Annotated in this window: 24 protein-coding genes and 1 pseudogene; 22 read left to right on the forward strand and 3 right to left on the reverse strand. The window is 58.0% G+C overall.

Features of this window, described 5'->3' with window-relative positions; translation table 11 throughout:
• Positions 1-813 precede the first annotated feature (813 nt).
• Entirely contained in the window at positions 814-1,749 is a 936-nt protein-coding gene (locus ACF0H7_RS16190; protein ID WP_397453734.1) for a LysR family transcriptional regulator, read from the reverse strand.
• Positions 1,750-1,923: 174 nt separating this feature from the next.
• Between ACF0H7_RS16190 and ACF0H7_RS16195 the strand changes: the two genes are divergently transcribed.
• From ACF0H7_RS16195 to ACF0H7_RS16250, 12 genes and pseudogenes are all read left to right on the forward strand, one after another.
• On the forward strand, positions 1,924-3,063 hold the full coding sequence (locus tag ACF0H7_RS16195) for an iron-containing alcohol dehydrogenase (RefSeq protein WP_397453735.1): 1,140 nt from the start codon (positions 1,924-1,926) through the stop codon (positions 3,061-3,063).
• 19 nt (positions 3,064-3,082) lie between these two features.
• Positions 3,083-3,862 (forward strand): enoyl-CoA hydratase-related protein, encoded by a 780-nt coding sequence (locus tag ACF0H7_RS16200; RefSeq protein WP_397453736.1) that lies wholly within the window; start codon positions 3,083-3,085, stop codon positions 3,860-3,862.
• A 19-nt stretch (positions 3,863-3,881) separates the two neighbouring features.
• The gene (locus tag ACF0H7_RS16205; protein ID WP_397453913.1) at positions 3,882-5,072 is read left to right on the forward strand and encodes a CaiB/BaiF CoA transferase family protein; all 1,191 of its coding nucleotides are present in this window, start codon (positions 3,882-3,884) and stop codon (positions 5,070-5,072) included.
• A 52-nt stretch (positions 5,073-5,124) separates the two neighbouring features.
• Positions 5,125-6,168, forward strand: a complete 1,044-nt coding sequence (locus tag ACF0H7_RS16210; RefSeq protein ID WP_397453737.1) for a TRAP transporter substrate-binding protein — start codon at positions 5,125-5,127, stop codon at positions 6,166-6,168.
• Between the two features lie 15 nt (positions 6,169-6,183).
• Positions 6,184-8,079 carry a TRAP transporter large permease subunit gene (locus tag ACF0H7_RS16215; RefSeq protein ID WP_397453738.1) on the forward strand — a complete coding sequence of 632 codons (1,896 nt, stop codon included), beginning with the start codon at positions 6,184-6,186 and terminating at the stop codon, positions 8,077-8,079.
• 32 nt (positions 8,080-8,111) lie between these two features.
• Entirely contained in the window at positions 8,112-8,564 is a 453-nt protein-coding gene (locus ACF0H7_RS16220) for a thioesterase family protein (protein WP_397453739.1), read from the forward strand.
• A 17-nt stretch (positions 8,565-8,581) separates the two neighbouring features.
• Positions 8,582-9,541, forward strand: a complete 960-nt coding sequence (locus ACF0H7_RS16225; RefSeq protein ID WP_397453740.1) for an amidohydrolase family protein — start codon at positions 8,582-8,584, stop codon at positions 9,539-9,541.
• 10 nt (positions 9,542-9,551) lie between these two features.
• Entirely contained in the window at positions 9,552-10,511 is a 960-nt protein-coding gene (locus ACF0H7_RS16230; RefSeq protein WP_397453914.1) for an amidohydrolase family protein, read from the forward strand.
• A 143-nt stretch (positions 10,512-10,654) separates the two neighbouring features.
• A complete protein-coding gene (locus ACF0H7_RS16235; protein ID WP_397453741.1) occupies positions 10,655-12,232 on the forward strand; it encodes an aldehyde dehydrogenase (NADP(+)) in 1,578 nt (525 codons plus the stop codon).
• A 51-nt stretch (positions 12,233-12,283) separates the two neighbouring features.
• Positions 12,284-13,597, forward strand: a complete 1,314-nt coding sequence (locus ACF0H7_RS16240; RefSeq protein WP_397453743.1) for an OprD family porin — start codon at positions 12,284-12,286, stop codon at positions 13,595-13,597.
• Between the two features lie 105 nt (positions 13,598-13,702).
• Positions 13,703-14,275 (forward strand): PPC domain-containing DNA-binding protein, encoded by a 573-nt coding sequence (locus tag ACF0H7_RS16245; protein ID WP_397453745.1) that lies wholly within the window; start codon positions 13,703-13,705, stop codon positions 14,273-14,275.
• Positions 14,276-14,486: 211 nt separating this feature from the next.
• Positions 14,487-14,715: pseudogene (locus ACF0H7_RS16250) on the forward strand (L-2-hydroxyglutarate oxidase); the annotation flags it as partial.
• A 9-nt stretch (positions 14,716-14,724) separates the two neighbouring features.
• Here the strand turns inward: ACF0H7_RS16250 and ACF0H7_RS16255 are convergent.
• A complete protein-coding gene (locus ACF0H7_RS16255) occupies positions 14,725-15,315 on the reverse strand; it encodes an NIPSNAP family protein (protein WP_397453747.1) in 591 nt (196 codons plus the stop codon).
• A 422-nt stretch (positions 15,316-15,737) separates the two neighbouring features.
• Between ACF0H7_RS16255 and ACF0H7_RS16260 the strand changes: the two genes are divergently transcribed.
• From ACF0H7_RS16260 to ACF0H7_RS16305, 10 genes are all read left to right on the forward strand, one after another.
• Complete coding sequence (locus ACF0H7_RS16260; protein WP_397453749.1) at positions 15,738-16,787, forward strand: LacI family DNA-binding transcriptional regulator; 1,050 nt, start codon at positions 15,738-15,740, stop codon at positions 16,785-16,787.
• Positions 16,788-17,187: 400 nt separating this feature from the next.
• On the forward strand, positions 17,188-18,024 hold the full coding sequence (locus ACF0H7_RS16265) for a substrate-binding periplasmic protein (protein ID WP_397453750.1): 837 nt from the start codon (positions 17,188-17,190) through the stop codon (positions 18,022-18,024).
• 78 nt (positions 18,025-18,102) lie between these two features.
• Positions 18,103-18,873, forward strand: a complete 771-nt coding sequence (locus ACF0H7_RS16270; RefSeq protein ID WP_397453752.1) for an amino acid ABC transporter ATP-binding protein — start codon at positions 18,103-18,105, stop codon at positions 18,871-18,873.
• Positions 18,874-18,883: 10 nt separating this feature from the next.
• Complete coding sequence (locus ACF0H7_RS16275; protein ID WP_397453754.1) at positions 18,884-19,546, forward strand: amino acid ABC transporter permease; 663 nt, start codon at positions 18,884-18,886, stop codon at positions 19,544-19,546.
• Positions 19,547-19,558: 12 nt separating this feature from the next.
• The gene (locus ACF0H7_RS16280) at positions 19,559-20,230 is read left to right on the forward strand and encodes an amino acid ABC transporter permease (RefSeq protein WP_397453755.1); all 672 of its coding nucleotides are present in this window, start codon (positions 19,559-19,561) and stop codon (positions 20,228-20,230) included.
• A gap of 90 nt (positions 20,231-20,320) precedes the next feature.
• A complete protein-coding gene (locus tag ACF0H7_RS16285) occupies positions 20,321-21,073 on the forward strand; it encodes an SDR family oxidoreductase (protein WP_397453757.1) in 753 nt (250 codons plus the stop codon).
• 55 nt (positions 21,074-21,128) lie between these two features.
• Positions 21,129-22,163: a proline racemase family protein gene (locus tag ACF0H7_RS16290; protein WP_397453759.1), complete on the forward strand. Its 1,035-nt coding sequence runs from the start codon at positions 21,129-21,131 to the stop codon at positions 22,161-22,163.
• Positions 22,164-22,369: 206 nt separating this feature from the next.
• Positions 22,370-22,885, forward strand: coding sequence for a cupin domain-containing protein (locus tag ACF0H7_RS16295; protein WP_397453761.1), 516 nt, complete (start codon positions 22,370-22,372; stop codon positions 22,883-22,885).
• 8 nt (positions 22,886-22,893) lie between these two features.
• Positions 22,894-23,661: an alpha/beta fold hydrolase gene (locus ACF0H7_RS16300; RefSeq protein WP_397453763.1), complete on the forward strand. Its 768-nt coding sequence runs from the start codon at positions 22,894-22,896 to the stop codon at positions 23,659-23,661.
• On the forward strand, positions 23,658-24,470 hold the full coding sequence (locus tag ACF0H7_RS16305; protein ID WP_397453765.1) for an aspartate dehydrogenase: 813 nt from the start codon (positions 23,658-23,660) through the stop codon (positions 24,468-24,470). Before ACF0H7_RS16300 ends, ACF0H7_RS16305 begins: the two co-directional genes overlap by 4 nt.
• A 235-nt stretch (positions 24,471-24,705) precedes the next feature.
• Here ACF0H7_RS16305 and ACF0H7_RS16310 read toward each other — a convergent pair whose 3' ends face one another.
• Positions 24,706-25,260, reverse strand: a complete 555-nt coding sequence (locus tag ACF0H7_RS16310) for a carbonic anhydrase (RefSeq protein WP_397453767.1) — start codon at positions 25,258-25,260, stop codon at positions 24,706-24,708.
• Positions 25,261-25,280: the final 20 nt, after the last annotated feature.

The raw sequence follows: 25,280 nt of genomic DNA on the forward strand, positions 1-25,280 counted from the left end.
CTGCGTGAAATCTAAGTGCGTTGTTAGGGGCTTGATACCCAGATTTCACGTACTGTCACCACTTGCTGCCCAAGGTGCTGGCCGTCGCTCGGATCGAAGTTTCGGGAAGCGCTTGGTGTCGCGAGTTGTTTTCAAATCCTGCTCAGTCTTGGCATAACGTTTAATCGCAAGCACCTGATGCAGGTCCTACCCAAGATCTTACCCCGTTGCATGGGACTCAACCCAATCGCGGCCACGGCCAGGAGATTCGCGATTACGGCCGCGAAATCAACGCCTGAGGCTTGATTGCTTAATTGATTCGCTACACACCCGCTATTGTCCATGCTAGGCAGACATATCTCCATGAGTGTTCCGACAATTAAAACACCCTCTAATATTGGAATACCTATCAAATAGGTTCAGACTTTATTTAACTCAACTAAAGAGGTATTTAGTTGAGTTATGTTAAACCGTTTGGGTCGGTGATCTAGTCATCGCGGCGGCCTACTCCACCCTCTTGACGGACGAGACTTCGAAATACTTATATCCTTTCTTTCGGGCGGTTTTCTTTGCTTCCAACTCAGCATCAAAAGTGTTCAACGTTTTTGCGTCATAGATAAATAACTCCTCACGCCAAATCATCGGTGCAACGGCCGGCCAGGCTATACATGTCAGTTTTCGCCGGCATCATAGCCCTCCTCGTCTCTGACTGTCAGGCTCGTGTTCAGGTTTGCCATCGACACCTGAACTACGCAGGTAAATGCTTCCGAGAAGAAGTAGCAACACTAACGATCTCAATCCCTCCAAGAATCCAAGCAACCATAATGTCAGCAGTCAACTCTGATTCGATGGGGGGTTGACCAGCGCCTGGCGCAATAACTTGGCGGCAGGTGAATCGGGTACACCCTTTCGTGATACCAGCTCATAAGGTTCGCTTCGGGAGTTGATGGCCAGCGGCAAGGTCGTGGTGAAGCTGTACCCGGCACAGAAGTTCGCCACGTCGGTCGACACCAGCGCCACGAAGGTCGGATTCTTCTGCAGCAACGACAAGGTCGCGAAGGCTGAAGTCGTCTCCAGTAGGTGCAGGGGAAAGCGCAGGCCGGCCTCAAGGAATTCACGCTCAAGCAGCAAACGCATCGGCATGTTGGCGCGATAGACGACCCAACGATAATCGACGAGGTCTTTCAAGGTCAGTCGCCCGGCGTAGGCGAAGGGATGCTTGGTGCTAGCGATCACCGCCAGGGTCTCGTCAACGAATGCCACGCTCTCATACAGGTAGGGGGTTGGACTGATCGTTGTGCGACAGATCGCCATGTCGAGCCTCCCTGCGTCGAGCTGGCTCAGTAGCGATGCGCTCGTATCCTCAACCACTTCCACTGACATCTCGGGATTGTCCGCAATCACACTGCTGATCGCTGACGTCAGCAGCGGGACGGCACCCATGATGGTGCCCACCGACACGCGTCCACCCTGGCCACGCATGATGCCGATGATCTCTTCGCGCAGGTGCGCAAGATCCGTCTGTATCAGCCGTGCGTAGCGGATCACCACGCGCCCCACGTCATTGGGCTCTAACCCGCGGTTAGTGCGCATGAACAACGGCGTACCGAAGGTGGTTTCGATTTCGTGCAGCGCCTTGCTCGCGCCAGGCTGAGTGAGTGCGACCTGCTTGGCCGCGCCGAGCAACGAGCCGTGCTCGTCCAGGGCGATCAGCAAGCGGAGCTGTTTTACGTGCAAACGAGAAATGATGGAATTCAGTGAGGGGGTCATCAGGATTAACTAAAAGTTATAGAGGTATCGAAAGTTGTCAGTATCGAGCCGCGTCGCAATGACCGATAGTCCATCCAAGAGTCAGGCACGGCAATGGATTTAGCAAGGGTTGGCAAACATCTCCCGGCAAATCGATTACGACAATAATAATCCTGTATAACCGATGGTCATTTTATGTCCTTGATAAATTACGTTACCAAGATCCAGTTCGGCTATGGAAGCCTTGAGCATCTGGCCGCCGAAGCGCAGCGCGCTGGCATTACTCGCCCCCTGATCGTCACCGATGTCGGCGTTGTCCGCGCGGGCATCGTCGATAAAGTGATCGCAGCCCTCGGCGCTGAACACGTCCCCACGATCTACGACGCCACCCCTCCCAATCCCAATGAGCACGCCGTACGTGATGCAGTTGCACAATACCGGGCTGGCGAATGTGACGGGATCATCGCGGTGGGCGGTGGATCGTCCATCGACCTGGCCAAAGGCGTCGCCGTATGCGCCACCCACGACGGTACGCTGCAAAATTTTGCGGTGATCGAAGGTGGGCTGGATCGCATTACTGCCGCTACTGCCCCATTGATCGCGATTCCGACCACCGCCGGTACCGGTAGCGAAGTCGGGCGCGGCGCCATCTTGATTCTGGATGACGGGCGCAAGGTGGGGGTGATTTCACCGCACATCGTCCCTAAGGTGGCTATCTGCGACCCCGAACTCACCCTCGGCTTGCCACGCGTGCTGACCGCCGCCACTGGCATGGATGCTGTTGCGCATTGCATCGAGACCTTCCTCGCCCCTGCGTTCAACCCCGCAGCCGACGGCATCGCCCTCGATGGTCTGTGGCGCGCGTGGCAGCACATCGAACGCGCCACCGCACAACCCGGTGACCGTGAAGCACGCCTGAATATGATGAGCGCCTCGATGCAGGGTGCACTGGCATTCCAGAAGGGGTTGGGCTGCGTTCACAGCCTGTCTCACTCTCTGGGCGGCATCAATCCAGCGCTTCACCACGGCACCCTCAATGCCATTTTTCTGCCTGCGGTCGTGGCCTTCAATGCCGACGCCGCCACCGTGCGCGACGAAGGCAAACTGGCGCGACTCAAGCATGCGATGGGACTCGCTGCCGATGCCGACATCAGCACCGCCATCATCGACATGACCAAGCGTCTTGGCTTGCCAACCCGGTTGAGCGAGATCGGTGTCGACGCCTCGCTATTTCCACGCATCGTGGAAGGCGCCCTGCACGATCACAGCCACAAGACCAATCCGCGTGAGGCGTCTCCCGAGGATTACCAGGCCATGCTCGCGCAGTCGCTTTAACAGCCCATCGGAGCACGTCATGAAACCCAGTGTCCTGATCGAGCGGCAAGATTCGCTTGCCATCGTCACCCTGAGCAACCCGGAAAAAATGAACGCGCTAACCCTGTCCATGTGGCAGGACCTGCGCGACGTAATGGTCGAATTATCGGCCGACGACAGCCTGCGCTGCGTGATATTGCGCGGTGCCGGCGAGCAAGCTTTTGCCGCTGGCGCCGACGTCGGTGAGTTTCCTTCGGTACGCGCCGATGCCAGCCAGGCGCGGATCTATGCCGACGTCACCTCGGCCGCCATGCGCGCGGTCAGCGAGTGCCCACACCCGGTGGTGGCCATGATCCATGGCGTCTGTGTCGGCGGTGGCCTGGAGATCGCGGCGCTGTGCGACCTGCGCATCTGCGGCACCTCAAGCCGCTTTGGCGCTCCGGTCGGCAAGCTCGGCCTGGTGATGTCTTACGACGAGATGGCAGGCCTGGTCGCGCTGGCCGGACGTTCGACCACCCTCGAGATTTTGCTGGAAGGTCGAATCCTCGACGCCGCCGATGCCTACGTCAAACAGCTGGTCACTCGTGTGGTGGCTGATGCCGAGGTCGAGGCGGAAACCCTCGCCACTGCACGGCGGATCAGTGCGGGCGCACCCCTGGTCGCGCGTTGGCATCGCCAGGCGGCCCGGCAATTGGAAGCCGGCGCTGCGCCCAGCGTCGAGCAGGTGCAGGCCAGCTACTTCTGCTACGACACAGAAGACTTTCAGATCGGCCTCAACGCTTTCATCAAGAAAGCGCGGCCACAGTTCAAGGGGAAATGAGATGGGACCGTTAAGTGGAATGCGCGTGGTAGAGCTCGCGCACATTATGTCTGGACCGGTATGCGGCATGATGCTGGCGGACATGGGTGCCGATGTCGTGAAAGTGGAAAAAGTCCCCGGCGGCGACGACTCGCGCCGCTTCTCTCCGATCATGGCGAGTGGCGAGTCCGCGTCGTTCATGGTCGTGAATCGCAACAAACGCGGTATCGGCCTGAACCTGAAAACAGACGGTGGTCGTGATGTGTTGCGGCGCCTGCTGCTGGACGCCGACGTGGTCACCGAGAACTACCGTGCGGGCACCATGGAGAAGTTTGGCCTCGGTTATGACACGCTGAAAACCCTCAACCCGGGCCTCATTTACTGCGCGATTTCGGGTTATGGACGCAGCGGACCGTTTGGTGACAAAGGCGGCTTTGATCTGATCGCCCAAGGCATGAGCGGCATGATGAGCATGACCGGTGAAGCCGGACGTGAACCGGTCAAGGCCGGTTCGCCCGTCGCCGACATCAACTCTGGCATCCTCGCCGCGCTCGGTATCTCTGCTGCCTATGCCGCCAAGCAGCGTACCGGCCTTGGACAGATGGTCGACACCTCATTGTTTGAAGCCGGTTTGCAGCAGATGTACTGGCCAGCGGCGGCGTATTTCGCCGATGGTACGATTTTGCCGAAGATGGGTTCCGCCAACTCCACCAGCGCTCCGTATCAGGTGTTCCGCACCGCCGACGGCTGGATCAACATCGGCGCCGCGAACCAGGCCAACTACGAACGCCTGGTCGAAGCCCTCGCCGTGCCGCAACTGGCTGCCGACCCACGCTTCGCCAGCAACGCCCTGCGCATGCAACATCGCCTGGCACTGGTGGAAATCCTCAACGAAGTACTGGTCGCCCGCAGCACCGATGAGTGGATGGTGCTCTTCGACCACCTCGGTCTGCCTGCCGGACCGGTGCTGGATATCTCGGCCGCTTTGGCGCACCCACAAACCGAGGCACGCGGGATGGTGGTGGAAACCGAGCACCCCACCGAGGGCCGTGTTCGTGGCCTGGGCCTGCCGATTCATTTTTCCGACATGGACGAACGCGCAGCCCCCGTCAGCCGCCCTGCTCCGCTGCTGGGTCAGCACACTCGCGAAGTACTGAAAGAAGCCGGTTATGCCGAGGACGAAGTCAACGAACTGATTCGCACCCAAGCCGTGATCGCACGGGCGCTCTAGGCGGTAAAAATCGACGTTTAACAACCAAAACAAAAACAACAAGGTGAACATAATGAGTCGTTTTCTGTCCGAAGCTGTCAGTCGGCGCGCATTTCTCGCATCCGCCGGATTAACCGTCGGTGGCGCGTTCGCTGCCAGCCTCCTGCCTTCTTCCGCATTCGCCCAAACCAAACCCATCGTGTTGCGCTACGCCAGCAGCCTGCCGGACACGCATCCGCTGAACAAGCAAATGAAAGCCGCCTCCGACGCCATCCGCGTGGAAACCAATGGCGCCGTGGACCTACAGGTGTACGCCAACGCCGCGATGGGTGGCGACACCGACATGCTGTCCCAGGTACGCGCTGGCGCTGTGGATTTCATTCCCCTGCCGGGCGCGATTCTGTCGACCCTGGTGCCGGTGATGTCCATCGAAAGCATGCCGTTCGCGTTCAAGGACTACGACAGCGTCTGGTCCGCCCTGGATGGAAAACTGGGGGAACATGTGCGCGCCCAGACCGAGAAAGTCGGCCTGATTCCCATGGAAAAAGTCTGGAACAACGGATTTCGCCAGATCACCAGTTCGACCCGTCCGATCCAGGTTCCAGCCGACCTCGCCGGTTTCAAATTACGGGTACTGGTCAGCCCACTCTGGACCTCGATGTTCAGTGCCCTGGGTGCCGCGCCCACCGGGATCAGCATCAATGAAACCTACTCGGCACTGCAGACCAAGGTCGTCGACGGCCAGGAAAATCCACTGGTGGTGGTTGAGTCAGCGCGCTTCTACGAAGTGCAAAAATACTGCTCGATGACCGACCACATCTGGGGTGGCTTCTGGATGCTCGCGTCCGGCAAGACCTGGCCAAAACTGCCCAAGGATATTCAGGAAATCGTCTCCCGCCAGATCAACGCTGCAGCATTGGTCCAGCGCCAACAAGTGATCGACCTCAATGCCAGCCTGGAGGCTTCGCTGACCGCCAAGGGCGTGATCTTCAACAACGTGGACCATGCGCAGTTCCGCGGCGAACTACAAAAGAAAGCCTTTTACGGACAATGGAAACAAAAGTACGGCGACGCCGCCTGGAGCTTGCTCGAGCAGTACGCGGGTCAATTGTCGTAAGCCGGAGACATGGTCATGAAAAACGAGATCCCTATGACGGACGTTTCAACCAATGACGGACTCAGGGCACGCCAGGCGATGGTTCGACTCGGTCGCGGCCTCGACACTTCCTTGCGCTGGCTCACCGAGGGCAGCGCAGCCTTGCTGGTGGTGATTGAAGTCTCGCTGCTGTTCACCAACGTATTCTCCCGTTACGTGCTCAATCAACCCATCGTCTGGGGCGACGAACTGGCGTCGCTGCTGTTCCTGTGGCTGGCGATGCTGGGTGCCGTGGTGGCCATGCGTCGCGGTGAGCACATGCGCCTGACGTCCTTCGTGGCTCACCTGCCCGCCAGCAAGCGCGCCTTCGTCGACACCCTCGGTGCAGTGATCGTCATCGCGTTCATCATGATGTTGTTCTCGCCGGCTTGGGAGTACGTGAGCGATGAATGGATCATCACCACTGCCGCCCTGGAGATCCCCAACGCCTTTCGCGTGTCGGCGATAGCAGTCGGGCTGACGCTGATGCTCATGACCTGCGTCGCGCGGCTGATGACCACGGCCAGGTTGGTCGACTTTTCAGTATCGGTGGCCATGCTGGCTTCGCTGGCGGCGCTGCTGTGGGTCGGTGAAGGTTTCATGAGCCTGATCGGCAACTGGAACCTGATCATTTTCTTCGTGATCGGCGTGATGACCATGATCGTGATTGGCGTGCCGATCATGGTGGCGTTCGGTCTGGCGACGGTCGCCTACCTCTCGACCATGACCGACACACCGTTGACGCTGGTGGTCGGGCGGATGGACGAGGGCATGGCGAGCCTGATCCTGCTGGCCATCCCGCTGTTCGTGTTTCTCGGTGCGCTGATTGAAGCGATGGGCATGGCACGGGCCATGATCAAGTTCCTGTGCTCGCTGATTGGTCATGTGCGTGGCGGCTTGTCGTATGTGCTGATTGGTGCGATTTACCTGATTTCCGGCATTTCCGGCTCCAAGGCCGCCGACATGGCAGCCATCGCCCCGGCACTGTTTCCGGAAATGAAAAAACGTGGCGAGGACGAAAACGAACTGGTGGCCATGCTCAACGCCTCCGGTGCAATGTCCGAAACCATTCCACCTAGCCTGGTCCTGATTACCATCGGCTCCGTGACCGGCGTCTCGATCTCGGCGTTGTTCACTGGTGGTTTCATGCCGGCGGTGGTGGGTGCGATTGCCATGGCCTCGGTGGTCTGGTGGAAAAACCGCAAGCGCGACGCGTCGTCCGGCACCCGGGCCTCCGTCCGGGATATCGGCCACTCCCTGCTCGTCGCTCTGCCGGCGCTGGCCCTGCCGTTCGTGATCCGTACCGCCGTCGTCGAGGGCATCGCCACCGCCACTGAGGTCGCAGCCATCGGCGTCGCCTACACCTTCGTGGTGGGGTTGCTCTACTACCGCTGTTTCGACTGGCGTCGCCTCTATCCGATTCTGGTCAGCACTGCTTCGCTGTCGGGCGCGATCTTGATCATCATCGGCAGCGCGACGGCCATGGCCTGGGCGCTGACGCAATCGGGTTTTTCTCACCAACTTGCGCAGATGATGGCGGGCGCGCCGGGTGGGGCGCTGGGCTTTCTGATCATTTCTGCGGCGGCCTTCATTGTGCTCGGCAGTTTTCTGGAAGGCATTCCGGCCATCGTGCTGTTCGGACCGCTGCTGTTTCCCATCGCGCGCACCATGGGCGTGAATGACGTTCATTACGCGATGGTTGCGATCTTTGCCATGGGCCTGGGCCTGTTCGCCCCGCCATTTGGCGTCGGTTTTTACGCCGCCTGTGCGATCGCCAAAGTTGATCCGGGCGGTGCCATGCGCAAGGTGTGGCCGTATCTCGGCGCCCTGGTGATCGCCCTCGGCGTGCTGATCGCAGTGCCATGGATATCCATCGGTTTCCTGCCAAATTGACGACTCCCTGTACCTGAACCATGAGGCTTTCTATGAACTTCTCTACCCTGCAAACCGGCGCTTCAACCGAACAGCGCCTGACGGTTGACCTGGCGCGCACCATCTCGTTCCTGGGCGAAGATTTACGCATCTATGCCACGCCCCGACTGGTCGACGACATCGAACAGGTGTGCCTCAACTACGCGCTCGCGTACCTCGGCGAGGGCGAGAACACCGTCGGCACGGCGGTCGATATCCGCCACGTCGGTGCCACGCTATTGGGCATGTCAGTCTCTATTGTCGCGACGGTCACGCGCATCGAAGGACGCAGTGTCACCTTCAATGTAGAAGTCCGCGACGACGTGGAACTGGTAGCCACCGCGGCGCATACCCGCACCGTGGTGAATGTGGCCAGGTTGCGCAGTCGCGTCCAGGCCAAGGCCGCCGCAGTGGCTGGTGAGGTTGAAGACGACAGCCTGATCTCTCAGTACGACGTAGCGCGCTAGAACACAGGGCAACCATCATGATCACGCTGCACGAACGCAACGGTTTGCCGAACCTCTCCACTGAGGATGCGCTGCCCATCGTCGACGCTCACCATCATCTTTGGGACTTGAACGCCGGTCGCTATCCGTGGCTGCAGGACGACTACCACGAGGATTTTTTCCTTGGCGACTATCGTGCCCTGTGCCGGGATTTTCTGCCGGAGACTTTCCTCGCCCTCACCAACCGGCAACGTCTGGTCGGCAGCGTGCATGTCGAAGCCGAGCGTGCGCGGGACGAACAGGTGGCTGAGACCCAATGGCTGGAACAGGTGAACGCGCGTTATGGCTTCCCCAACGCCATCGTGGCGCATGCCTGGTTTGATCGCGAAGACAGCGAAGAGGTGCTCGCGGCGCAAGCGGCCCGGCCGTTGGTCAAGGGTATCCGCTCCAAACCGGTGACCTCTGCTTCACCCGACGTGTCGGTCGTCGGGGCGCCGGGGACTATGCAGGATCCTGCGTGGCTCGATGGGTTTTCCCGACTTGCCCACCATGGCCTGTCCTGGGACCTGCGCGTGCCACCCTGGCACCTGGCTGAGGCTGCGCAGGTGGCTGCGCTGTTTCCAGAAATTCAGATCGCGCTGAACCATACAGGCTTTGCCTGGGATCGCAGTCCCGAAGGGATGCACCGCTGGCGCAAAGGCCTGGAAGCCCTCGCGCGCCAGCCCAACGTGCATATCAAACTCTCCGAATTCGGGCTGCGTGATTCACCGTGGAGCCTGGAACAGAACAGCATCGTAGTGCGCACCGCGGTCGACATCTTTGGCTTCGAACGTTGCATGTTCGCCAGCAATTTCCCCGTCGCGGGTTTGCGTGCTTCGTACGACACCATTGCCAATGGCGTTGCCGCCATGCTCGAGCCCTGGGGACGTGCAGCGCAAGAGGCGGTGTTCGCAGGCAATGCGCAGCGCTTCTACCGCCTGGAGCAAAACCATGACTAACGAGAAACTTATGACCGCAGATTCGGATGTGGATTGGCGCGCGCGATTTCTGACCAGCGAAGACGATGCCGACTTACCGATCGTCGACGCTCATCAACACTACTTCGACGTCGCCGCGAACTATTACCCGTGGCTGCGTGATCGCCCATTGCGGGCGTTTCGTTACGGCGATTATTCGTCGATCTGTCGCGATTTTTTTCCGGCTGACTATCGTCGTCAAGCGGGCAGCCATCGCATCGTGCAGACCGTTGTCATCGAGGGCGAATGGGACCCCACTACACCGGTCGACGAGGTGACCTGGGTCGAGGCACTGGCCAAAGGCGAGCCCACTATCGCCGCGATGGTCGCTCAAGTGTGGCTGGACCGCGAAGATGCGTTCGAGCTGTTACAAGGCTATGGCGCCCAACCGTTGGTGCGCGGTGTCCGGCACAAACCCACGGTGACCCGTCGCGAAGCCTGGACCGAGAATTTCGCCGCCGCAGGCTCCATGCGAGACACCCGTTGGCGCGAGGGCTACGCCAAACTGGCGGAACACGGGCTGCACTTCGAGCTGCAAGCGCCCTGGTGGCATCTGTCAGAAGCGGCCGAGCTGGCGCGGGACTTCCCCGAGGTGACCATCGTCGTCAATCACACCGCCCTGCCTTCAGACCGTTCCCCTGAAGGCCTCGCCGGTTGGCGTGCCGCCCTGGCCTTGCTGGCACGCGAGCCAAACGTTGCCCTGAAGATTTCCGGGATCTGCATTCCGGGACAGCCGTGGTCGGTGCAGGCCAACGCCGGCATGGTGCGCGACGCGATTTCGATCATGGGTATCACCCGTTGCGCATTCGCCACCAATTATCCGGTGGACGGTGTGGTGGACAGCATGAGCGCCATCCTCGACGGGTTCAAAACCATTGTCAGCGCGATGTCCCCGATTGATCGACTCGCCCTTTTTTATGACAACGCACGGCGAATATATCGACTGGACTAGCACAACAGCGTTCACAACTAGCCGTCGTTATACCAACAGCGCTCTTTCATAAGTCCCCCAAGTTAACACTTGAGGATCACACCGTTTCTCGCTCTTTTTTTGACAATTACAGATAACTAAAACCCCCAACCACTGGAGTCTTTATGTTTGAAATTTCTGGCCAAAACTATATTGGTGGCGTTCGCAGCGCAGCCGGCTCGATAGTCCTGCAAAGCTTTGACGCCAGTACCGGCGAAGCCCTGCCTTATCGCTTCACTCAGGCCACACCGGACGAAGTGAATACCGCTGCCGAAGCCGCTGCGGCTGCTTACCCCGCGTTCCGTAATCTGCCCGCGGCCAGGCGTGCCGATTTTCTCGACGCTATCGCCGACGAGCTTGACGCTCTGGGTGACGATTTCGTCGCGGTGGTCTGCCTGGAAACTGCATTGCCAGCCGGTCGTATCCAGGGTGAGCGTGGCCGAACCAGTGGCCAGATGCGCCTGTTCGCACAGATGCTGCGCCGAGGTGATTTCTATGGGGCGCGTATCGACCGCGCCCTGCCCGACCGCCTGCCATTGCCACGGGTAGACCTGCGCCAGTACCGGATCGGTGTCGGCCCTGTCGCGGTGTTCGGTGCCAGCAACTTCCCGCTGGCCTTCTCCACCGCCGGTGGCGACACCGCCTCCGCCCTGGCCGCAGGCTGCCCGATAATCTTCAAGGCCCACAGCGGCCACATGGCCACGGCCGATCACGTGGCGAATGCCATCACTCGCGCCGCCGAAAAGACCGGTATGCCCAAGGGCGTGTTCAGCATGGTCTACGGCAGCGTCGGAGAAGCATTGGTCAAACACCCATTGATCCAGGCAGTCGGTTTCACCGGTTCGCTGCGTGGCGGTCGTGCGTTGTGCGACATGGCCGCTGCCCGCCCACAGCCGATCCCGGTATTTGCCGAGATGAGCAGCATCAATCCAGTACTGGTGTTGCCCGCAGCGCTCAAGGCGCGCGGCGAGAAAATTGCCGCCGAACTCGCCGCCTCCGTGGTGCTCGGTGCCGGCCAGTTCTGTACCAACCCGGGTCTGGTAATCGGTATCCGCTCACCCGAGTTTTCTGCTTTTCTTGAACGCTTTGCCGAACTGATGGGCGAACAGCCCGCGCAGACCCTACTCAACGCCGGTGGCCTGAAGAGTTACTGCCACGGCCTGCAAAATCTGCACGCCCATAGCGGCGTCAGCCATCTGGCGGGAGGCGCGCAACAGGGTAATCAGGCGCATCCACAAGTGTTCAAAGCCGATATCAGCCTGTTATTGGACGGCGACGATCTGTTGCAGGAAGAAGTCTTCGGCCCGGCCACCATCGTCGTCGAAGTGGCCGACCACGCACAGCTGATCCAGGCCCTGCATGGCCTGCGTGGGCAGTTGACCGCGACCCTGATCGCCGAAACGACGGACCTTGATACCTCTGGCGAACTGCTGACCCTGCTTGAGGAAAAAGTCGGCCGTGTCCTGTTCAACGGTTACCCGACCGGCGTGGAAGTCTGCGACGCGATGGTCCACGGCGGACCTTACCCGGCCACCTCCGATGCCCGAGGCACCTCCGTGGGCACCCTGGCCATTGATCGTTTCTTGCGCCCGGTGTGTTACCAGAACTGCCCGGATGCACAACTTCCTGACGCGTTGAAGAACGCCAACCCACTGGGTATTGCCCGTCTGGTAGACGGCTCCAGCAGCCGCGCCGCGATCTAAACACCGCACGACAAACACTTATAAAAACAAGAAACGCTGGAGCACACTCGAATGAATAATAAAAATATTACCGTCACGCTGGCACTCAGTAGTTTTACGCTGGCCCTGACTTCGCAGGCACACGCAGACTTTATCGGCGACAGTAAAGCCAACCTGGGGATGAGAAGTTTCTACTTCAACAATGACAACCGTGATGGCACCGCTACGCCATCGAAAACCGAAGAGTGGGCGCAGGGGTTCATGCTGGATTACAAGTCCGGTTATACCCAGGGTACGGTTGGTTTTGGCGTCGATGCACTGGGGTTGCTGGGCATCACCCTGGACAGTGGCAAAGGGCGTCACGTCGGCGGCAGCATGATTCCTTCGGACAGTGACGACCGCGCCGTCGATGAGTGGGGCCGACTGGGGTTGACCGGCAAAGTCAAAGTCTCGAAGACCGAACTGCGTTACGGAACCCTGCAGCCCAAACTGCCGATTCTGGTCGCTAACGATGGCCGCCTGCTTCCGCAAACCTTCGACGGTGGTCAAATCACCTCCAGCGAGTTCAAGGACCTGACACTGACCGGCGGCAGAATCGACCACGCCACCGGCCGTGGTTCCAGCGACCAGACCGGCCTGGCCGCCATGGGCGGTACGCGGGAAAGCAATCAGTTCTACTTCGCCGGCGGCGACTGGAAAGTCACCAAGGACCTGATGCTTCAGTATTACTACGCCAACCTCGAAAACTATTACACCCAGCAGTTCTTTGGGCTGATCCACACGCTTGCCCTCTCCGACAATCAATCCCTGAAAACCGACCTGCGCTACTTCAAGACCGATTCGTCAGGTGAAAACAGCTCCGGCACCCCTGGCTACAGAATCAGTGGCTACACCAAAAACAGCGATGGTGTGATCGACAACCGCACCTGGAGTGCCGCGCTGATCTATAGCGTCGGTGGTCATTCGATCACTGCCGGCTACCAAAGTGTTTCGGATGGCAGCTACTTCACCCAGCTCAATCAGGGTGGCCTGGTAGACAAAGGCGCCGGCGGCGTCAGCTTGTACCTGTACACCGACCGCCTGATCCAAAGCTTCAACCGCGCCGGCGAGCAAACTTCTTTCGGCCAGTACGCCTACGACTTCGCCGCCCTCGGCGTTCCCGGATTGAAAGCCTCGGTGATCTACCTCACCGGCGACAACATCAAGACCACCTCCGGCGACAACCAGAAGGAATGGGAGCGCGATATCAGCCTGGACTACGTCATTCAGTCCGGGTCGCTTAAAGGTGTCGGCTTCGCCTGGCGCAACGGTAAATCCGACAGCGACGCGTCCAGAAATCAAGACCAGAACCGGGTCTATGTGAGTTACAGCATTCCACTGTTTTAACCGCCACAACGTGCAACTCAACTTCAGGAGGTGCCCCCCTCAGACGCTAACTTTCAAAAAAACAACAGACCTTAACAACATCAAAACAATAATGAGAGAAGAAACATGACCGTTAAACTGTGCACGCGAAACGGATGGTTAAGTATGATTACGGCCGCCACACTCGGAATTCTAGTCAACTCGATTATTTCTCAAGAAGCCATCGCGGCAACCGAATCACCAGTGGCTACAGCGCCGCTGCAATGTTCAGAAGACGCACATCGGCGCTACACAAAAACGCCAACCGGGTATCTCGTGGTCCTGCGCAAGGGCGACAACGCGTTCCAAGAACTGACAAAGCTTGCGCTTGCCGAAAAAGTTCCAAGTGCGTCGCTGACAGGCATTGGATTCGGCAACGTTAAATTTGGCTTCTGGAATAAAGACAAGAAGGACTTCGATGCCCAGACGTTTCAAAACGTCGAAATGGCCAGCTTTACAGGGTCCCTTGCCTGGAAGGGCGATCAACCGTCTATTCATCTGCATGGCGTGGCCGGCGACAGCTCTTTTCAGGCACATGGCGGTCATATACTGGACTTTGACGTGACCACTGGCTCGATGGAGATCACCGTCATCGTTCATGATCAGCATCTCGAACGCGGAATCGATCCTTGCATAGGTGCTAACGTACTCGGCCTCTAATCGAGGCGTATGGTGTCTAGTCCTGAAATAGGTTTACACCTGTTTCACACTCAAAACGCCTGATGCACTGCATCGGGCGTTTTGTATTTCAAGGACAGATCAGGGCGTTTGCTGTTGTAAATCTGTACCGACTCATCAACCCTATTGTTGGCACTTACATCGATCTTGATTCGTATAAACCTCAAAAAGACTGTACGAGGCCGGAGGTAATCTCTCTGGCCGGGACATCGACCATCAGATCGCAGCGTTTCGCAGCGAATACTTCCGTCTTCCGCCGACGATGAACTATATCGTCAAACACCTGATCTACCCGATCCCCGATCCCCGATCCTGAACTGCCGTTTCTGGGCATTCACCTCACGCGCATGATCGACGGCAGCGTCATGGTCGGGCCCAACGCGGTGCTGAGCTTGTCGCGGGGAAACTACCGCAAGTTCGCCACCACACGCTCACATTCTTTGAAGCCGGTGCAACCCATCAGTTAAGGGTTCCAGGGCCTGGCTCTGGACGTGCTCGACACAGCGCAAACCGTCCGCTGTGCGGACTGAGCTGACCACGCTGGGCACTGACGAACGGTGCAATTGCAGCACTTCATTCGGATTGGGAAACTCGGCAATCCACAGGCAAAGCTGGCCTGGCGATACCGACTTCTGAAAATGGTCAACCAGCGCCGCGGCCCCCCCTGTGCTGCATTGATAGCGGTGCAGATACTGCGTTTCGTTGGGCGGCAGAATCACGCCTGACACCGGGTTGAGTACCGACAATGTCTGATCCCGGATCAACACTCGGGATCTGGGCAGGAAAATCTCCGTCCACTCGGGTATTTTTGTCAGTTCCCTGCGCAACCGTGCGCGCTCATCCAGTGACGGGTACTGCCACAGGTGAAGGAAAGACGGGTCATCAGCGTGCCCGGAGACCCAACCACCTAGAAACTCGCCAAAACTACTGCCGCGCAACGGCAGGCAGAGGTTATTGAAGAGCTCGCGGTACGCAGGCCATTTCGATTTGCTGAAACGGTATTCTCTGAGTTCGTGAATCATCGGTTTCCGGCCTCGGCAGCAGGTAGTCTTGCGTAATACTGTAAACGTTTACACAGAAAATACCAAATCTGTCTGTCGGTTACTCCACTTCTTTTCAATTCCTTGGCTGAAATGCCCTTCCAGACTAATGCCTCTTTGGGTTTACCGCCGTAAAGGCAAGCATTACTTGCCGCCTGACGTGGCGCGGTCTCCAAAGTGGACGCAAAAAAAAACGTTTGCTAGTATCAACACCGGTCTGTAAAGGTTTACGAGCACTGAGCATTCCGTCATGCAGCATGGTCTCGGCTCGATTTTCCGCAGAATTCGCTCTCCCCTTGCGCATCAGGCCATCGATGCGATTTCCTCCACTTGCTCGCTCTGCAACCTGTGACCTGAACAGGGATTCCAGGGCAGTGCGAGCCTTCGATGTATTGGCCAGGTCTATGAGTGAACGCAAAAAATCAGATCCACGTCTGCGCAAGCGTGCGGGTTTGAAGGATGTTGCACTGGCGACCGGCGTATCCGTAGCGACGGTTTCGCGAAGCTTCAATGCTCCAGAGACGGTCAGTGACAAGGTCCGTCAAGGGGTTCTGGAAGCAGCGCGAAAGCTTGGTTACAGCCCAAACCCCGCAGCCCAGGCGCTTCGCTTACAGCGCACCCATATCGTGGGTGCGGTTTTTCCTACCACCTATCACGGCATCTACTCGCAGATGGTGGGGCAATTTCAGAAACGGATGACAGAAGCGGGATATATGTCTTTCTTGCTGACTGTCGACTTCGATAACAGCAAGTTGTACGAGCCGGTGCGTAGGCTCATCGAGCGCGGTGCCGAAGCCTTGATGGTCGTCGGGCGCATCGAAGACCCGCAGCTCATCGATTATCTGCAACAGATGAACATCCCCGTCATCTGCGGTTACTCGGCGCTGACCGACGAAGATTTCCCTTCGATAGGGATCGACAACTACGCCGCCACCTCGCAGGTCATGGAGTATCTGTCGCAACTGGGGCACCGCGAGTTCGCCATGCTGGCCGGCCCGACCCGGCACAACGATCGTCAGCAAGACCGGGTACGAGCCTTCACCGACGCCTTGAAACGCATGAACATCACCGGCGAGCCGAGGATTTTCGAGGATCCCCGAGGTTACTCCATCGAGTTCGGACTCAGGGCACTGCAGACAATCCTGGTCGAACACCCCAGCGTGACCGCGATCGTCTGCAACAGTGATGCCTACGGCATGGCAGTGGTTGCTGAAGCGCGGCGCCAGGGGCTGAATGTCCCCACCGATCTGTCGGTAACGGGTTTCGATGACCTGGATTACGCGGCGATTGTCGATCCTCCACTGACCACTGTTTCGGTTTCCGCCAATGAGATGGGACTGTTTGCTGCTGAAGCGTTGATCGGTGCATTGACGGAAAATCGACCCATTCGCTCCCATCGCCTGCAGAGCCGGTTGATTGTGCGTGGTTCCACGGGTGTGGCTCCCGCCCGCTAAACCCATTCAGCATTCCTGACACGCGTTTCAAACCTCGCATGCGCAATGCATGCGGGGCCGCCTACTGATGGCAGAACGAAGTGATCGCCATTAGCCATTGCAAGGCAGTTCACCTCCTCGACTACTAACCCTTGTCCATGCTCGAACCCGTCTAGGCCGCGATTTTCAGAAAATCATGGCGCCAAAAACGAGCACCCTTCCGCTCCATGACACCTTTCGGTGCGCTTTTCGCCCAGCAAATGCTGAGATTTTCGACTTAACAAAATTTTGTTACCTCGCTTGACACCCCCCTGGAAAGATGGTGTTCTGTAAACGTTTACAGAATAAAAAAGTTGGTTGCATTCCTGCCCTTTGACAAACCAGATGCTGGTTTCAGATCAACACAACCGGAACGATTTCCATGAAAAAGCACTTGCTGCACATCACCCGAACAGCCGCCGTCGCAGTCATTGCTGCCCTGGTGTTTTCAAACCTTGCGGCCGCAGCCGAGCCTGCCTCGGAGCCGCTTTGGACGAATGTCCAAAAAGCTGGTGTGCTTCGAGCCGGCGCTGGCCTTGCTCCGCCAGATGTCATTCGCGACCCGCAGACCGGGGAGTACAGCGGCATTTTCGTGGATTTGCTGCGTGAGTTTGCCGACAAGGAGCTGGGCGGGGTCAAGGTTGCGTTTGTAGACACGGACTGGGACAACATGATTGCCGGCCTCAACAGCAACAAATGGGACGTGGCCATGGCGATCAATCGCAAGCCCCAGCGGGCGATGGTGATCCATTTCAGTCAGCCATCCCGATTCTTCGAAGTGTCACTGGTCTTCAACAAGGACAATCCGAAGATCAAGGCAATCAGCGACTTTCCGAAAAACTTCGATAACGAAAACATTACGTTCGCCGTCGTAGGCGGGACCGCTGAAGAACAAGCGCTGTCAGCCCGGGTCCACAAGGCCAAGATTCTGAAATTGCCTAACATTGGTGATGTGCGTCTGGCGGTTTCCAGTCGTCGCGCTGATGTTTCAGTTGCCGACTCGGTCACCAACCAGTTGTTCATCAATGTCAACGAGGGTTGGGCGGTCGCTGCCATGCCGGAACCGGCGCTGGCCAAACAGGGAATCGCCTATGGTTTTCGTCGTTCGGTACCGCTGGACGACATTGAGGCGTTCAACATCTTCATTGAGCAGAAAACCGCGGACGGCAGCGTGGCTCGCCTTACCCAGAAGTACTCTGCCAAGGAAACCGGCCAATAACGTTCCGCGAACGATGGCAGTGACCGGAGCCGCCTCCAAGCGGCGGCTCCCAGCACAGTACTTGTGAGAGATACCGAGATGTCCGAAGCATTCATCAAGATTTCGAACCTGCATAAAAGTTACGGCCTGGGCGCGCTAAAAGTGCTCAATGGCCTGGACCGTACCATTGCCCGAAACGACCGACTGGTCATCGTCGGGCCTAGCGGTGGCGGAAAAAGCACCCTGCTGCGTTGTGTCATGGGCCTGGAGGATATTGATTCGGGCAGCATTGAAATGCACGGAGAACGTTATATTTCTACCGGCCAAAATGGCAAGACGGTCATCAACCGCGCGCTGCAAAAACAAATAGGAATGGTGTTTCAGCATTACACACTGTTTCCACACCTGACGGTCCGACAAAACCTGACGTTGGCGCCGGTCCGTGCTCATGGTGTCGCGCCGAGCAAGGCGAACGAAAAGGCCGAAATCTTGCTGACGCGTTTTGGCCTGGCCGCCAAGCTCGATGCGCACCCGTCCAAGTTGTCCGGTGGACAGAAACAACGCGTGGCCATTGCCAGGGCATTGATGCTTGACCCCAAGCTGATGCTGTTCGATGAAGTCACCTCTGCTCTGGACCCCGAGCTGGTATTCGAGGTCGAGGGCATGATGTCGGAGTTGGCCGACGGTGGTATGCCGATGATGATCGTGACCCATGACATGTGCTTTGCGAAAAACATTGCGACCGAAATCGTCTTTTGTGCCGGTGGCGTAATCGTCGAATCCGCTCCGCCCAACGAGTTCTTTGGCGCGCCACAAATGCCGCGAACCCGAGAGTTTCTGAAAACCATCAGATCCGGCGCACTCGAGTGAGGGTTAGATAATGGACTTTCATTCCGTATTTAGTAATGCCGGGCAACTTGGGTCCGGGCTGATAATCACGCTCGAACTCTCAGCCCTGACGATTGTGACCTCCACCTTCACCGGTTTCATTGTTGCGTTGCTATCGATCAGTCCCTACAGGATCGTGCGTTTGCCGATTCGGGCGTACATCGAAATATTCCGCTGCACCCCTGCACTGGTGCAGATCGTGTGGTTCTTTTATTGCGTACCGGTGCTGTTCAATGTGTTCTGGGAACCCTTCACCATGGGCGTCATTGCGTTTTCCCTGAACTTGACCGCGTATAACGCAGAAGCGTATCGGGCCGCGATTCAGGCGGTTCCCAGTGCTCATGGCGATGCTGCCGTGGCGCTGGGGCTCAAGCGCGCCCAGTACTATCGCTTCGTGGTGTTCCCCCAGGCCCTGCGTTTGGCGGTTCCCGTCTTGCTGACCAACAGCATCGGCATGATCCAGCAAAGTGCGTTGGTCGCTCTGGTGGCAGTCAACGACTTGATGTACGAATCCAAAGCACTGGCCTCACTAACGTACCGACCGGTAGAAGTGTTTACGGTAGCAGCGGGTATCTACTTTGTGATTTCCCTGGTCCTGAGTCGCGTCGTTGAGTTCGTCAGCAAGCGCACCAGTCGATTGATCGACGCCAGGTAAGGAGAAACGACCGTGACGTACACTTTCGACTTTGCGATTCTCTGGAAGTTTTTGCCGGTCATTGGATCGGGATTGCTGATCACCTTGCACGTTGCGCTGGCGGCCATTGCGGTCGGCGCCGTGGTGGGTTTTTTTCTGGCGTATATAAGGAACTACAGTTCCCTACTTCCTGCCACCGTGGCGACGACCGTCGTTGAGTTTCTGCGGGGTGTGCCGGTGTTGATTCAGTTGTTTTGGGTGTTCTTTTGCTTTCCGATCATCTTCGGCGTCGAGACCAGCCCATTCTTTTCTGCCTTCTTCGCCCTGATGATGTATATGGCGGCCATTTGCAGTGAGTCGTTCAGGTCGGCGTTTGCCACCATCGAGAAAGAACAATGGGATGCCAGTGTTGCACTGGGTGTTCCAGGGCGAGTCATGATGCTGTATGTGATTCTTCCACAATCATTATTACGGGCGGCACCGACGTTATTGTCGAACGCTGTTTCGGTGTTCAAAGAGTCGGCCATCGTCTCGGCGGTGGGCATGGCGGACATGATGTTTGTGGGCCGTAATGTCTCCAGTGCAACCGGGCACCCTATTGAAGTATTAACGTTGATTGCCGGTATTTACTTCATGATTGCCTTTCCTTTGACCCGTGCTGTTTCAGTGGTGGAAGACAGAATACTGCATCGCTTGAAACTTTAACGCTCCCTTCACTCAGCGGTCTGTGAATCCACTAGCAAGCGTTGTTGGCCGCTCAATGACGCCTCCCGATCGATAGTCAGGTGAACACTCATGAAACTAAAAGATAAAGTTGTATTGATTACAGGTGCGGGTGCCGGTATCGGAGAAGCCACCGCCAGGTTGTTTGCCGAGAACGGTGCCAGGGTGGTCGTCGCCGATCGTTACATCGAACAGGCCCAGGCCGTGGCTGACTCCATCGGCTCTCAAGCGTTTGCGGTGCAAGCCGACGTCGCGGTCGCCAGCCAGGTGCAACACATGGTCGAGCAGGCGGTGGAGCATTTCGGCGGCATCGACATCCTGTTCAATAACGCGGGCTTCGGGACGCTGGGAACCGTGGTCACGCTGGAGGAGGAGATCTGGGACCAGGTCATCGACGCTAACCTCAAGGGTGTTTTTCTGTGCTCCAAGTACGTGGTCCCGCAGATCGTCAAGCGCGGCGGTGGGGTCATCATCAATATGGCGTCTACCATCTCGGTAGTCGGCATCAAGGATCGCGCGGCGTACGTTGCGGCCAAAGGCGGCGTTGCCGCCCTGACGCGGGCCATGGCGCTGGACCACGCCGCCGAAGGTATTCGGGTCAACAGCATCGCTCCGGGGGTCATTGCCTCCAGTTACTACGACAAGATTTTCCAGGAAGTGCCGGATCCCGCCGCGTTCAAGCGTGGGCTGGAGGCCCGTTCGCCGCTCAATAAAATGGGGCAGCCCATGGATATCGCGCGCATGGCAATGTTCCTGGCCTGTGATGACTCCAATTTTGCCACCGGCGCAATGTTCACCGTCGACGGTGGCTACACCGCGTGGTGATCTGAACCGCAAGGGCTGTGGCCCGGTTTCTGACGCTGTTTTCAGGAAGGTGCGTATGAAGATGAAACGTATGATCAACGTCGTAGGTGTCCATGTCGGCGGCGAGCGCAATGATGTGATCACCGGTGGTGTGCTGGACGTGCCGGGCAAGACCATGCTCGACAAGATGCTGTACCTGCAGAACGAAGGCGATGACTTGAGGCGGTTCCTGTTACACGAGCCCCGAGGCAGCGTAACCCAGTGCATCAATCTGGTGTTGCCGTCCTCGCACCCCGAGGCCGATGTCGGCTTCATCATCATGGAGGCCGAGTTCTACGCCGCCATGTCCGGCAGCAATACCATCTGTACCGTCACAGCATTGCTGGAGACAGGCATGATTGCGATGCAGGAGCCAGTGACACACATGACTCTGGAAGCGCCCGGCGGCATCGTCAGGGTCGAGGCTACCTGTCGCGATGGCAAGTGCGTCAGCGTCAAGTTCGCCAACGTGCCGTGCTTCGTCCACGCCCTGGACAGGGTTATCGAGGTCCCCGGTATCGGTTCACTGACCGTCGATGCGGCCTATGGCGGCATGAACTACGTACTGGTCGATGCGGCGGCGCTGGGCTATGACATTACGCCCTCCGAGGCGGGGGAGTTGTCCGAAGTGGGCGAGATCATCAAGGCCGCTGCTGCCGAGCAGATTCCAGTGGTTCATCCTGAGTACCCGGACATCCACACCATCAATCAGACGCTGTTCACCGGCCCGTTATTCGACATCGACGGCGGCAAGCGTTCGAAAAACGGGGTCATCGTTTCTCCAGGTCGACTCGACCGCTCGCCTTGCGGCACCGGCACCAGCGCTCGCCTGGCCGTGATGCATGCCAAAGGGCAGATCAAACCGGGCGAACGTTTCATCCACGAATCGATTATCGGGTCCACCTTCAACGCGGAAATTGTCGAGCTTCTCACCGTGGGCGGGTTGCCCGGCATTCGTCCGACTATCGAGGGCAGCGCCTGGATTACCGGATTTCATCAGTACGTACTCGATGAGTCCGATCCGTTCCCGACCGGCTACACCTTGAGCGACATCTGGCGAGACATAAAATGACTGGCCGGCTTGCGCCTGCTGACCGGGCGCAAGGCAAAAGATGGACGGTCATTGCGGCACACGTTGTAACCGATTACAAAAAAAGCAAAAGATAAGCAATTATTGTCAATGAACGTGAATCTAAACCGTTTTGATATCAGTGAAAACGATTGCTGACAGGATCCCAGTAAGGTGCCGTTTCTCATCATTTTTTGGAGGAAGTACACATGACTGACTCAAAAGACACTCAAACCGACGAGCCCAAAGGCAGCTTGAAATACATCACGCGGGAAACCGAGATTAGCTACTGGCAGCCCAAGCCGGCGAACGGTCATGTGACCGTGGCCGTTTCACCCCAGCTGTTTAAAATGAACCGCGACTTTGCGGTCGGCACTCAAACCTTACCGCCAGGCGGGCGGGTCCGTGAGCACGCCCATTCGGCCAATGAAGAAGTGCTGCATTTCGTCAGCGGCACTGGGTCGGCGGTGGTCGATGGCAAGCCCTACACGCTTGAGCCTGGCGTCACGCTGTTTCTCGGTGAGCACAATTCCCACACCTTCATCAACGAGGGTGATGTAGATCTGCATTGGGTCTGGTTCATGACGCCCAGCGGGCTGGAAACGTTCTTCCGTGATATCGGTCGTCCACGCCAGTTCGGCGAACCGGCACCTGAGCCGTTTGAGCGCCCGGCCAATATCGAACAGATCGAAGGTACTGGTCTGTTCGCCTACACCAAAAGTTGAGGCCTGCCATGTCCACACCCATTTCCACACAGGACTGCGGCCAGGGGCCAGCGGTCATACTCATCTCAGGCCTTGGCGGTCTGGGCGCGTTCTGGCAACCAGTCATCGAGCGGCTGAGCAGCAGTTATCGAGTCATCACGTTCGATCATCCCGGCGTCGGGCGAAGCAGCATCGAGGGCTTGCCGACCATCCCAGGCATTGTCGACACCGTGCTCCAGGTAATGGACAACAAGGGTCTGGAGCGTGCGCATCTGGTGGGGCATTCGACCGGTTCGCTGGTGGCGCAGGCCATGGCGCTGGACTATCCAAAACAGGTGACCAGCATTGTGCTGAGCAGTGGCTGGGCGCAGCCCGACAAACGATTCGCGGATTTCTTCGCCTACCGCAAATACTTGCTGGCGCACTTGGGCGGCACGGCCTACAACGTGCTGACCCGTCTCATCGCCTATCCGTCGCGCTATTACGAAGAGCACTTTGCCGTCGAGCCTGCGCTGAACTTCGATGAGCCGTCGTCGGTTGATATCGAGATGAACCAGGCCCGCATGGACATGTTGTTGAACTACAGCCGCCATGGCGAACTCGGGACCATTTGCCATCCGGTCACCGTGATTGGCGCACGGGACGATTACATCGTGCCGTTCTATCATTCTGAGGAACTGGCGCGTCTGATACGCGGTGCCGCATTGATCGAGTTGTCAGGCGGCCACTTTGCGCCTGTGACCCGCACCTCGGTCTATTGCGCGTTGCTGCAATCCTTTTGGGAGTCGGCGGCATGACCACTAGAACGCTCTCTCGGGTGGGCATCATCGGCCTGGGCGCAATCGGCACACAAGTGCTCAAGGCCTTACAGACCACGCATTTGCCCCTGGCGGCTTATGCGGTGCTCAACCATGCCATGGCATCAAGCGCCTGCGCGTCGTTGCGCCCTTTTCAGTCATGCAACAATGTCGAGGAGTTGATCGCCTGGCGACCTGACCTCGTCATCGAGTGCGCGGGCCACTCCGCCGTCATCAGTACGGTTCCAGTGCTGTTGGCGGCAGGTATAGACGTCATTGTCGCCTCGATCGGGGCATTGGCCGACCAACCCCTGCACAGTCATTTGCACAACGCGGCGCAGGAAGGCAATGCACGGTTGATTCTGGTGTCCGGTGCTATCGGCGGTCTGGACGCATTGCGATCGGCACGGTTGGCGGGTCTGGACGAAGTGCTGTATGTCGGTCGCAAACCACCCCGGGCCTGGGCCGGTTCGCCCGCCGAGCAAGCCTTCGATCTGGCACGTATCAACTTGCCGACCACCATCTTCCGAGGCACTGCTGCGCAAGCGTCGATACAGTTTCCCAAGAACGCCAATGTCACCGCAGCAGTCGCCTTGTCCGGTGTGGGCTTTGACAAGACTCAGGTGGAGTTGGTGGCTGATCCGGATACTGAGCGTAACGTGCATGAAGTACAGGCTCGTGGGCCATTCGGTGAGCTCAGCATCCACTTGGCCAACAACCCGCTTCCCGCAAACCCCAGGACCTCGTGGCTGGCCGCCCTGAGTATCGAAGAAGCGGTCTGCAGGCAGATGTTCAGCCTGGTGTTTTGACTGAGATTTAAAGGTGAAACCCGACGCTGGTGAACGCCGGACTTGCAGAGGGATCCGGTCAGGGCTTGCCGGGATGGGGCTCTGGGTATGCCGCATAATGCCGATGGGCTCGGCGTATGCACTGTCCCAGAGCTTTCATGTAATTGGCGCCTGCCCTTTTCGGCTCGTTTGGTCTACCTGTCAGCATTGATGCGTCGATTCGACCTAAACCTGATCAGAATTCAGAAACCCCGGCTCAACATCCTGTGGATTCAGTCGGACGCAGCAACGCAGGCGGAACAACCGTCTCCACTCGCCCGGTTTTAACGTCATAAACAAGGCCGGAAACCATGAAATCGCCCGACAGATTCGGGTTGGCTTTCAACGCGGCGACGTCTACAGCAACCGATGCATAGGGATCGTTGATCGCCAGCTTGTCGAGATCCGCAACGGGAACGTCGAAGTACGTGGCGAGTAACTCCGGTGCATGACCCAGGCAAGGTTTGATACCACAGTCGGTATGGTGCAGAACGATGAGGTTCCACCCCTGCCCCATCTTGCCGCCACTGGCGGTGGTCACGGCACTCAGGATCGCGATGTTGTGCAACGTCGCAGGCTCTATACGGCCACCTACATTGCGAATAACCACAGCTTCGCCTGCCTTGACGCCCAGGATATCGGCAGGGTCGACGCGCGTGTCGACGCAGCCGATGATCATGGTTTTAAGCGACGGCACAATCTTCAGGTCTGCGGAAAATCCAGTGGTCGCGAAGGCTTCGTTACGCGCTAAAAGGGTGTCGAGTACGTTCATCACAGTCTCCGATAATTGTT

This window comes from Pseudomonas sp. NA-150 (assembly GCF_044336365.1).
In the GTDB taxonomy this organism is placed as follows: Bacteria; Pseudomonadota; Gammaproteobacteria; order Pseudomonadales; family Pseudomonadaceae; genus Aquipseudomonas.

Coding starts and splice junctions, on each gene's coding strand:
- ACF0H7_RS16240 (WP_397453743.1), top strand. CDS start 12,284: ATGAATAATAAAAATATTACCGTCACGCTGGCACTCAGTAGTTTTACG.
- ACF0H7_RS16190 (WP_397453734.1), bottom strand. CDS start 1,749: ATGACCCCCTCACTGAATTCCATCATTTCTCGTTTGCACGTAAAACAG.
- ACF0H7_RS16230 (WP_397453914.1), top strand. CDS start 9,552: ATGACCGCAGATTCGGATGTGGATTGGCGCGCGCGATTTCTGACCAGC.
- ACF0H7_RS16225 (WP_397453740.1), top strand. CDS start 8,582: ATGATCACGCTGCACGAACGCAACGGTTTGCCGAACCTCTCCACTGAG.
- ACF0H7_RS16260 (WP_397453749.1), top strand. CDS start 15,738: ATGAGTGAACGCAAAAAATCAGATCCACGTCTGCGCAAGCGTGCGGGT.
- ACF0H7_RS16210 (WP_397453737.1), top strand. CDS start 5,125: ATGAGTCGTTTTCTGTCCGAAGCTGTCAGTCGGCGCGCATTTCTCGCA.
- ACF0H7_RS16245 (WP_397453745.1), top strand. CDS start 13,703: ATGACCGTTAAACTGTGCACGCGAAACGGATGGTTAAGTATGATTACG.
- ACF0H7_RS16200 (WP_397453736.1), top strand. CDS start 3,083: ATGAAACCCAGTGTCCTGATCGAGCGGCAAGATTCGCTTGCCATCGTC.
- ACF0H7_RS16305 (WP_397453765.1), top strand. CDS start 23,658: ATGACCACTAGAACGCTCTCTCGGGTGGGCATCATCGGCCTGGGCGCA.
- ACF0H7_RS16235 (WP_397453741.1), top strand. CDS start 10,655: ATGTTTGAAATTTCTGGCCAAAACTATATTGGTGGCGTTCGCAGCGCA.
- ACF0H7_RS16300 (WP_397453763.1), top strand. CDS start 22,894: ATGTCCACACCCATTTCCACACAGGACTGCGGCCAGGGGCCAGCGGTC.
- ACF0H7_RS16290 (WP_397453759.1), top strand. CDS start 21,129: ATGAAGATGAAACGTATGATCAACGTCGTAGGTGTCCATGTCGGCGGC.
- ACF0H7_RS16285 (WP_397453757.1), top strand. CDS start 20,321: ATGAAACTAAAAGATAAAGTTGTATTGATTACAGGTGCGGGTGCCGGT.
- ACF0H7_RS16270 (WP_397453752.1), top strand. CDS start 18,103: ATGTCCGAAGCATTCATCAAGATTTCGAACCTGCATAAAAGTTACGGC.
- ACF0H7_RS16310 (WP_397453767.1), bottom strand. CDS start 25,260: ATGAACGTACTCGACACCCTTTTAGCGCGTAACGAAGCCTTCGCGACC.
- ACF0H7_RS16215 (WP_397453738.1), top strand. CDS start 6,184: ATGAAAAACGAGATCCCTATGACGGACGTTTCAACCAATGACGGACTC.
- ACF0H7_RS16195 (WP_397453735.1), top strand. CDS start 1,924: ATGTCCTTGATAAATTACGTTACCAAGATCCAGTTCGGCTATGGAAGC.
- ACF0H7_RS16255 (WP_397453747.1), bottom strand. CDS start 15,315: ATGATTCACGAACTCAGAGAATACCGTTTCAGCAAATCGAAATGGCCT.
- ACF0H7_RS16295 (WP_397453761.1), top strand. CDS start 22,370: ATGACTGACTCAAAAGACACTCAAACCGACGAGCCCAAAGGCAGCTTG.
- ACF0H7_RS16265 (WP_397453750.1), top strand. CDS start 17,188: ATGAAAAAGCACTTGCTGCACATCACCCGAACAGCCGCCGTCGCAGTC.
- ACF0H7_RS16220 (WP_397453739.1), top strand. CDS start 8,112: ATGAACTTCTCTACCCTGCAAACCGGCGCTTCAACCGAACAGCGCCTG.
- ACF0H7_RS16205 (WP_397453913.1), top strand. CDS start 3,882: ATGCGCGTGGTAGAGCTCGCGCACATTATGTCTGGACCGGTATGCGGC.
- ACF0H7_RS16275 (WP_397453754.1), top strand. CDS start 18,884: ATGGACTTTCATTCCGTATTTAGTAATGCCGGGCAACTTGGGTCCGGG.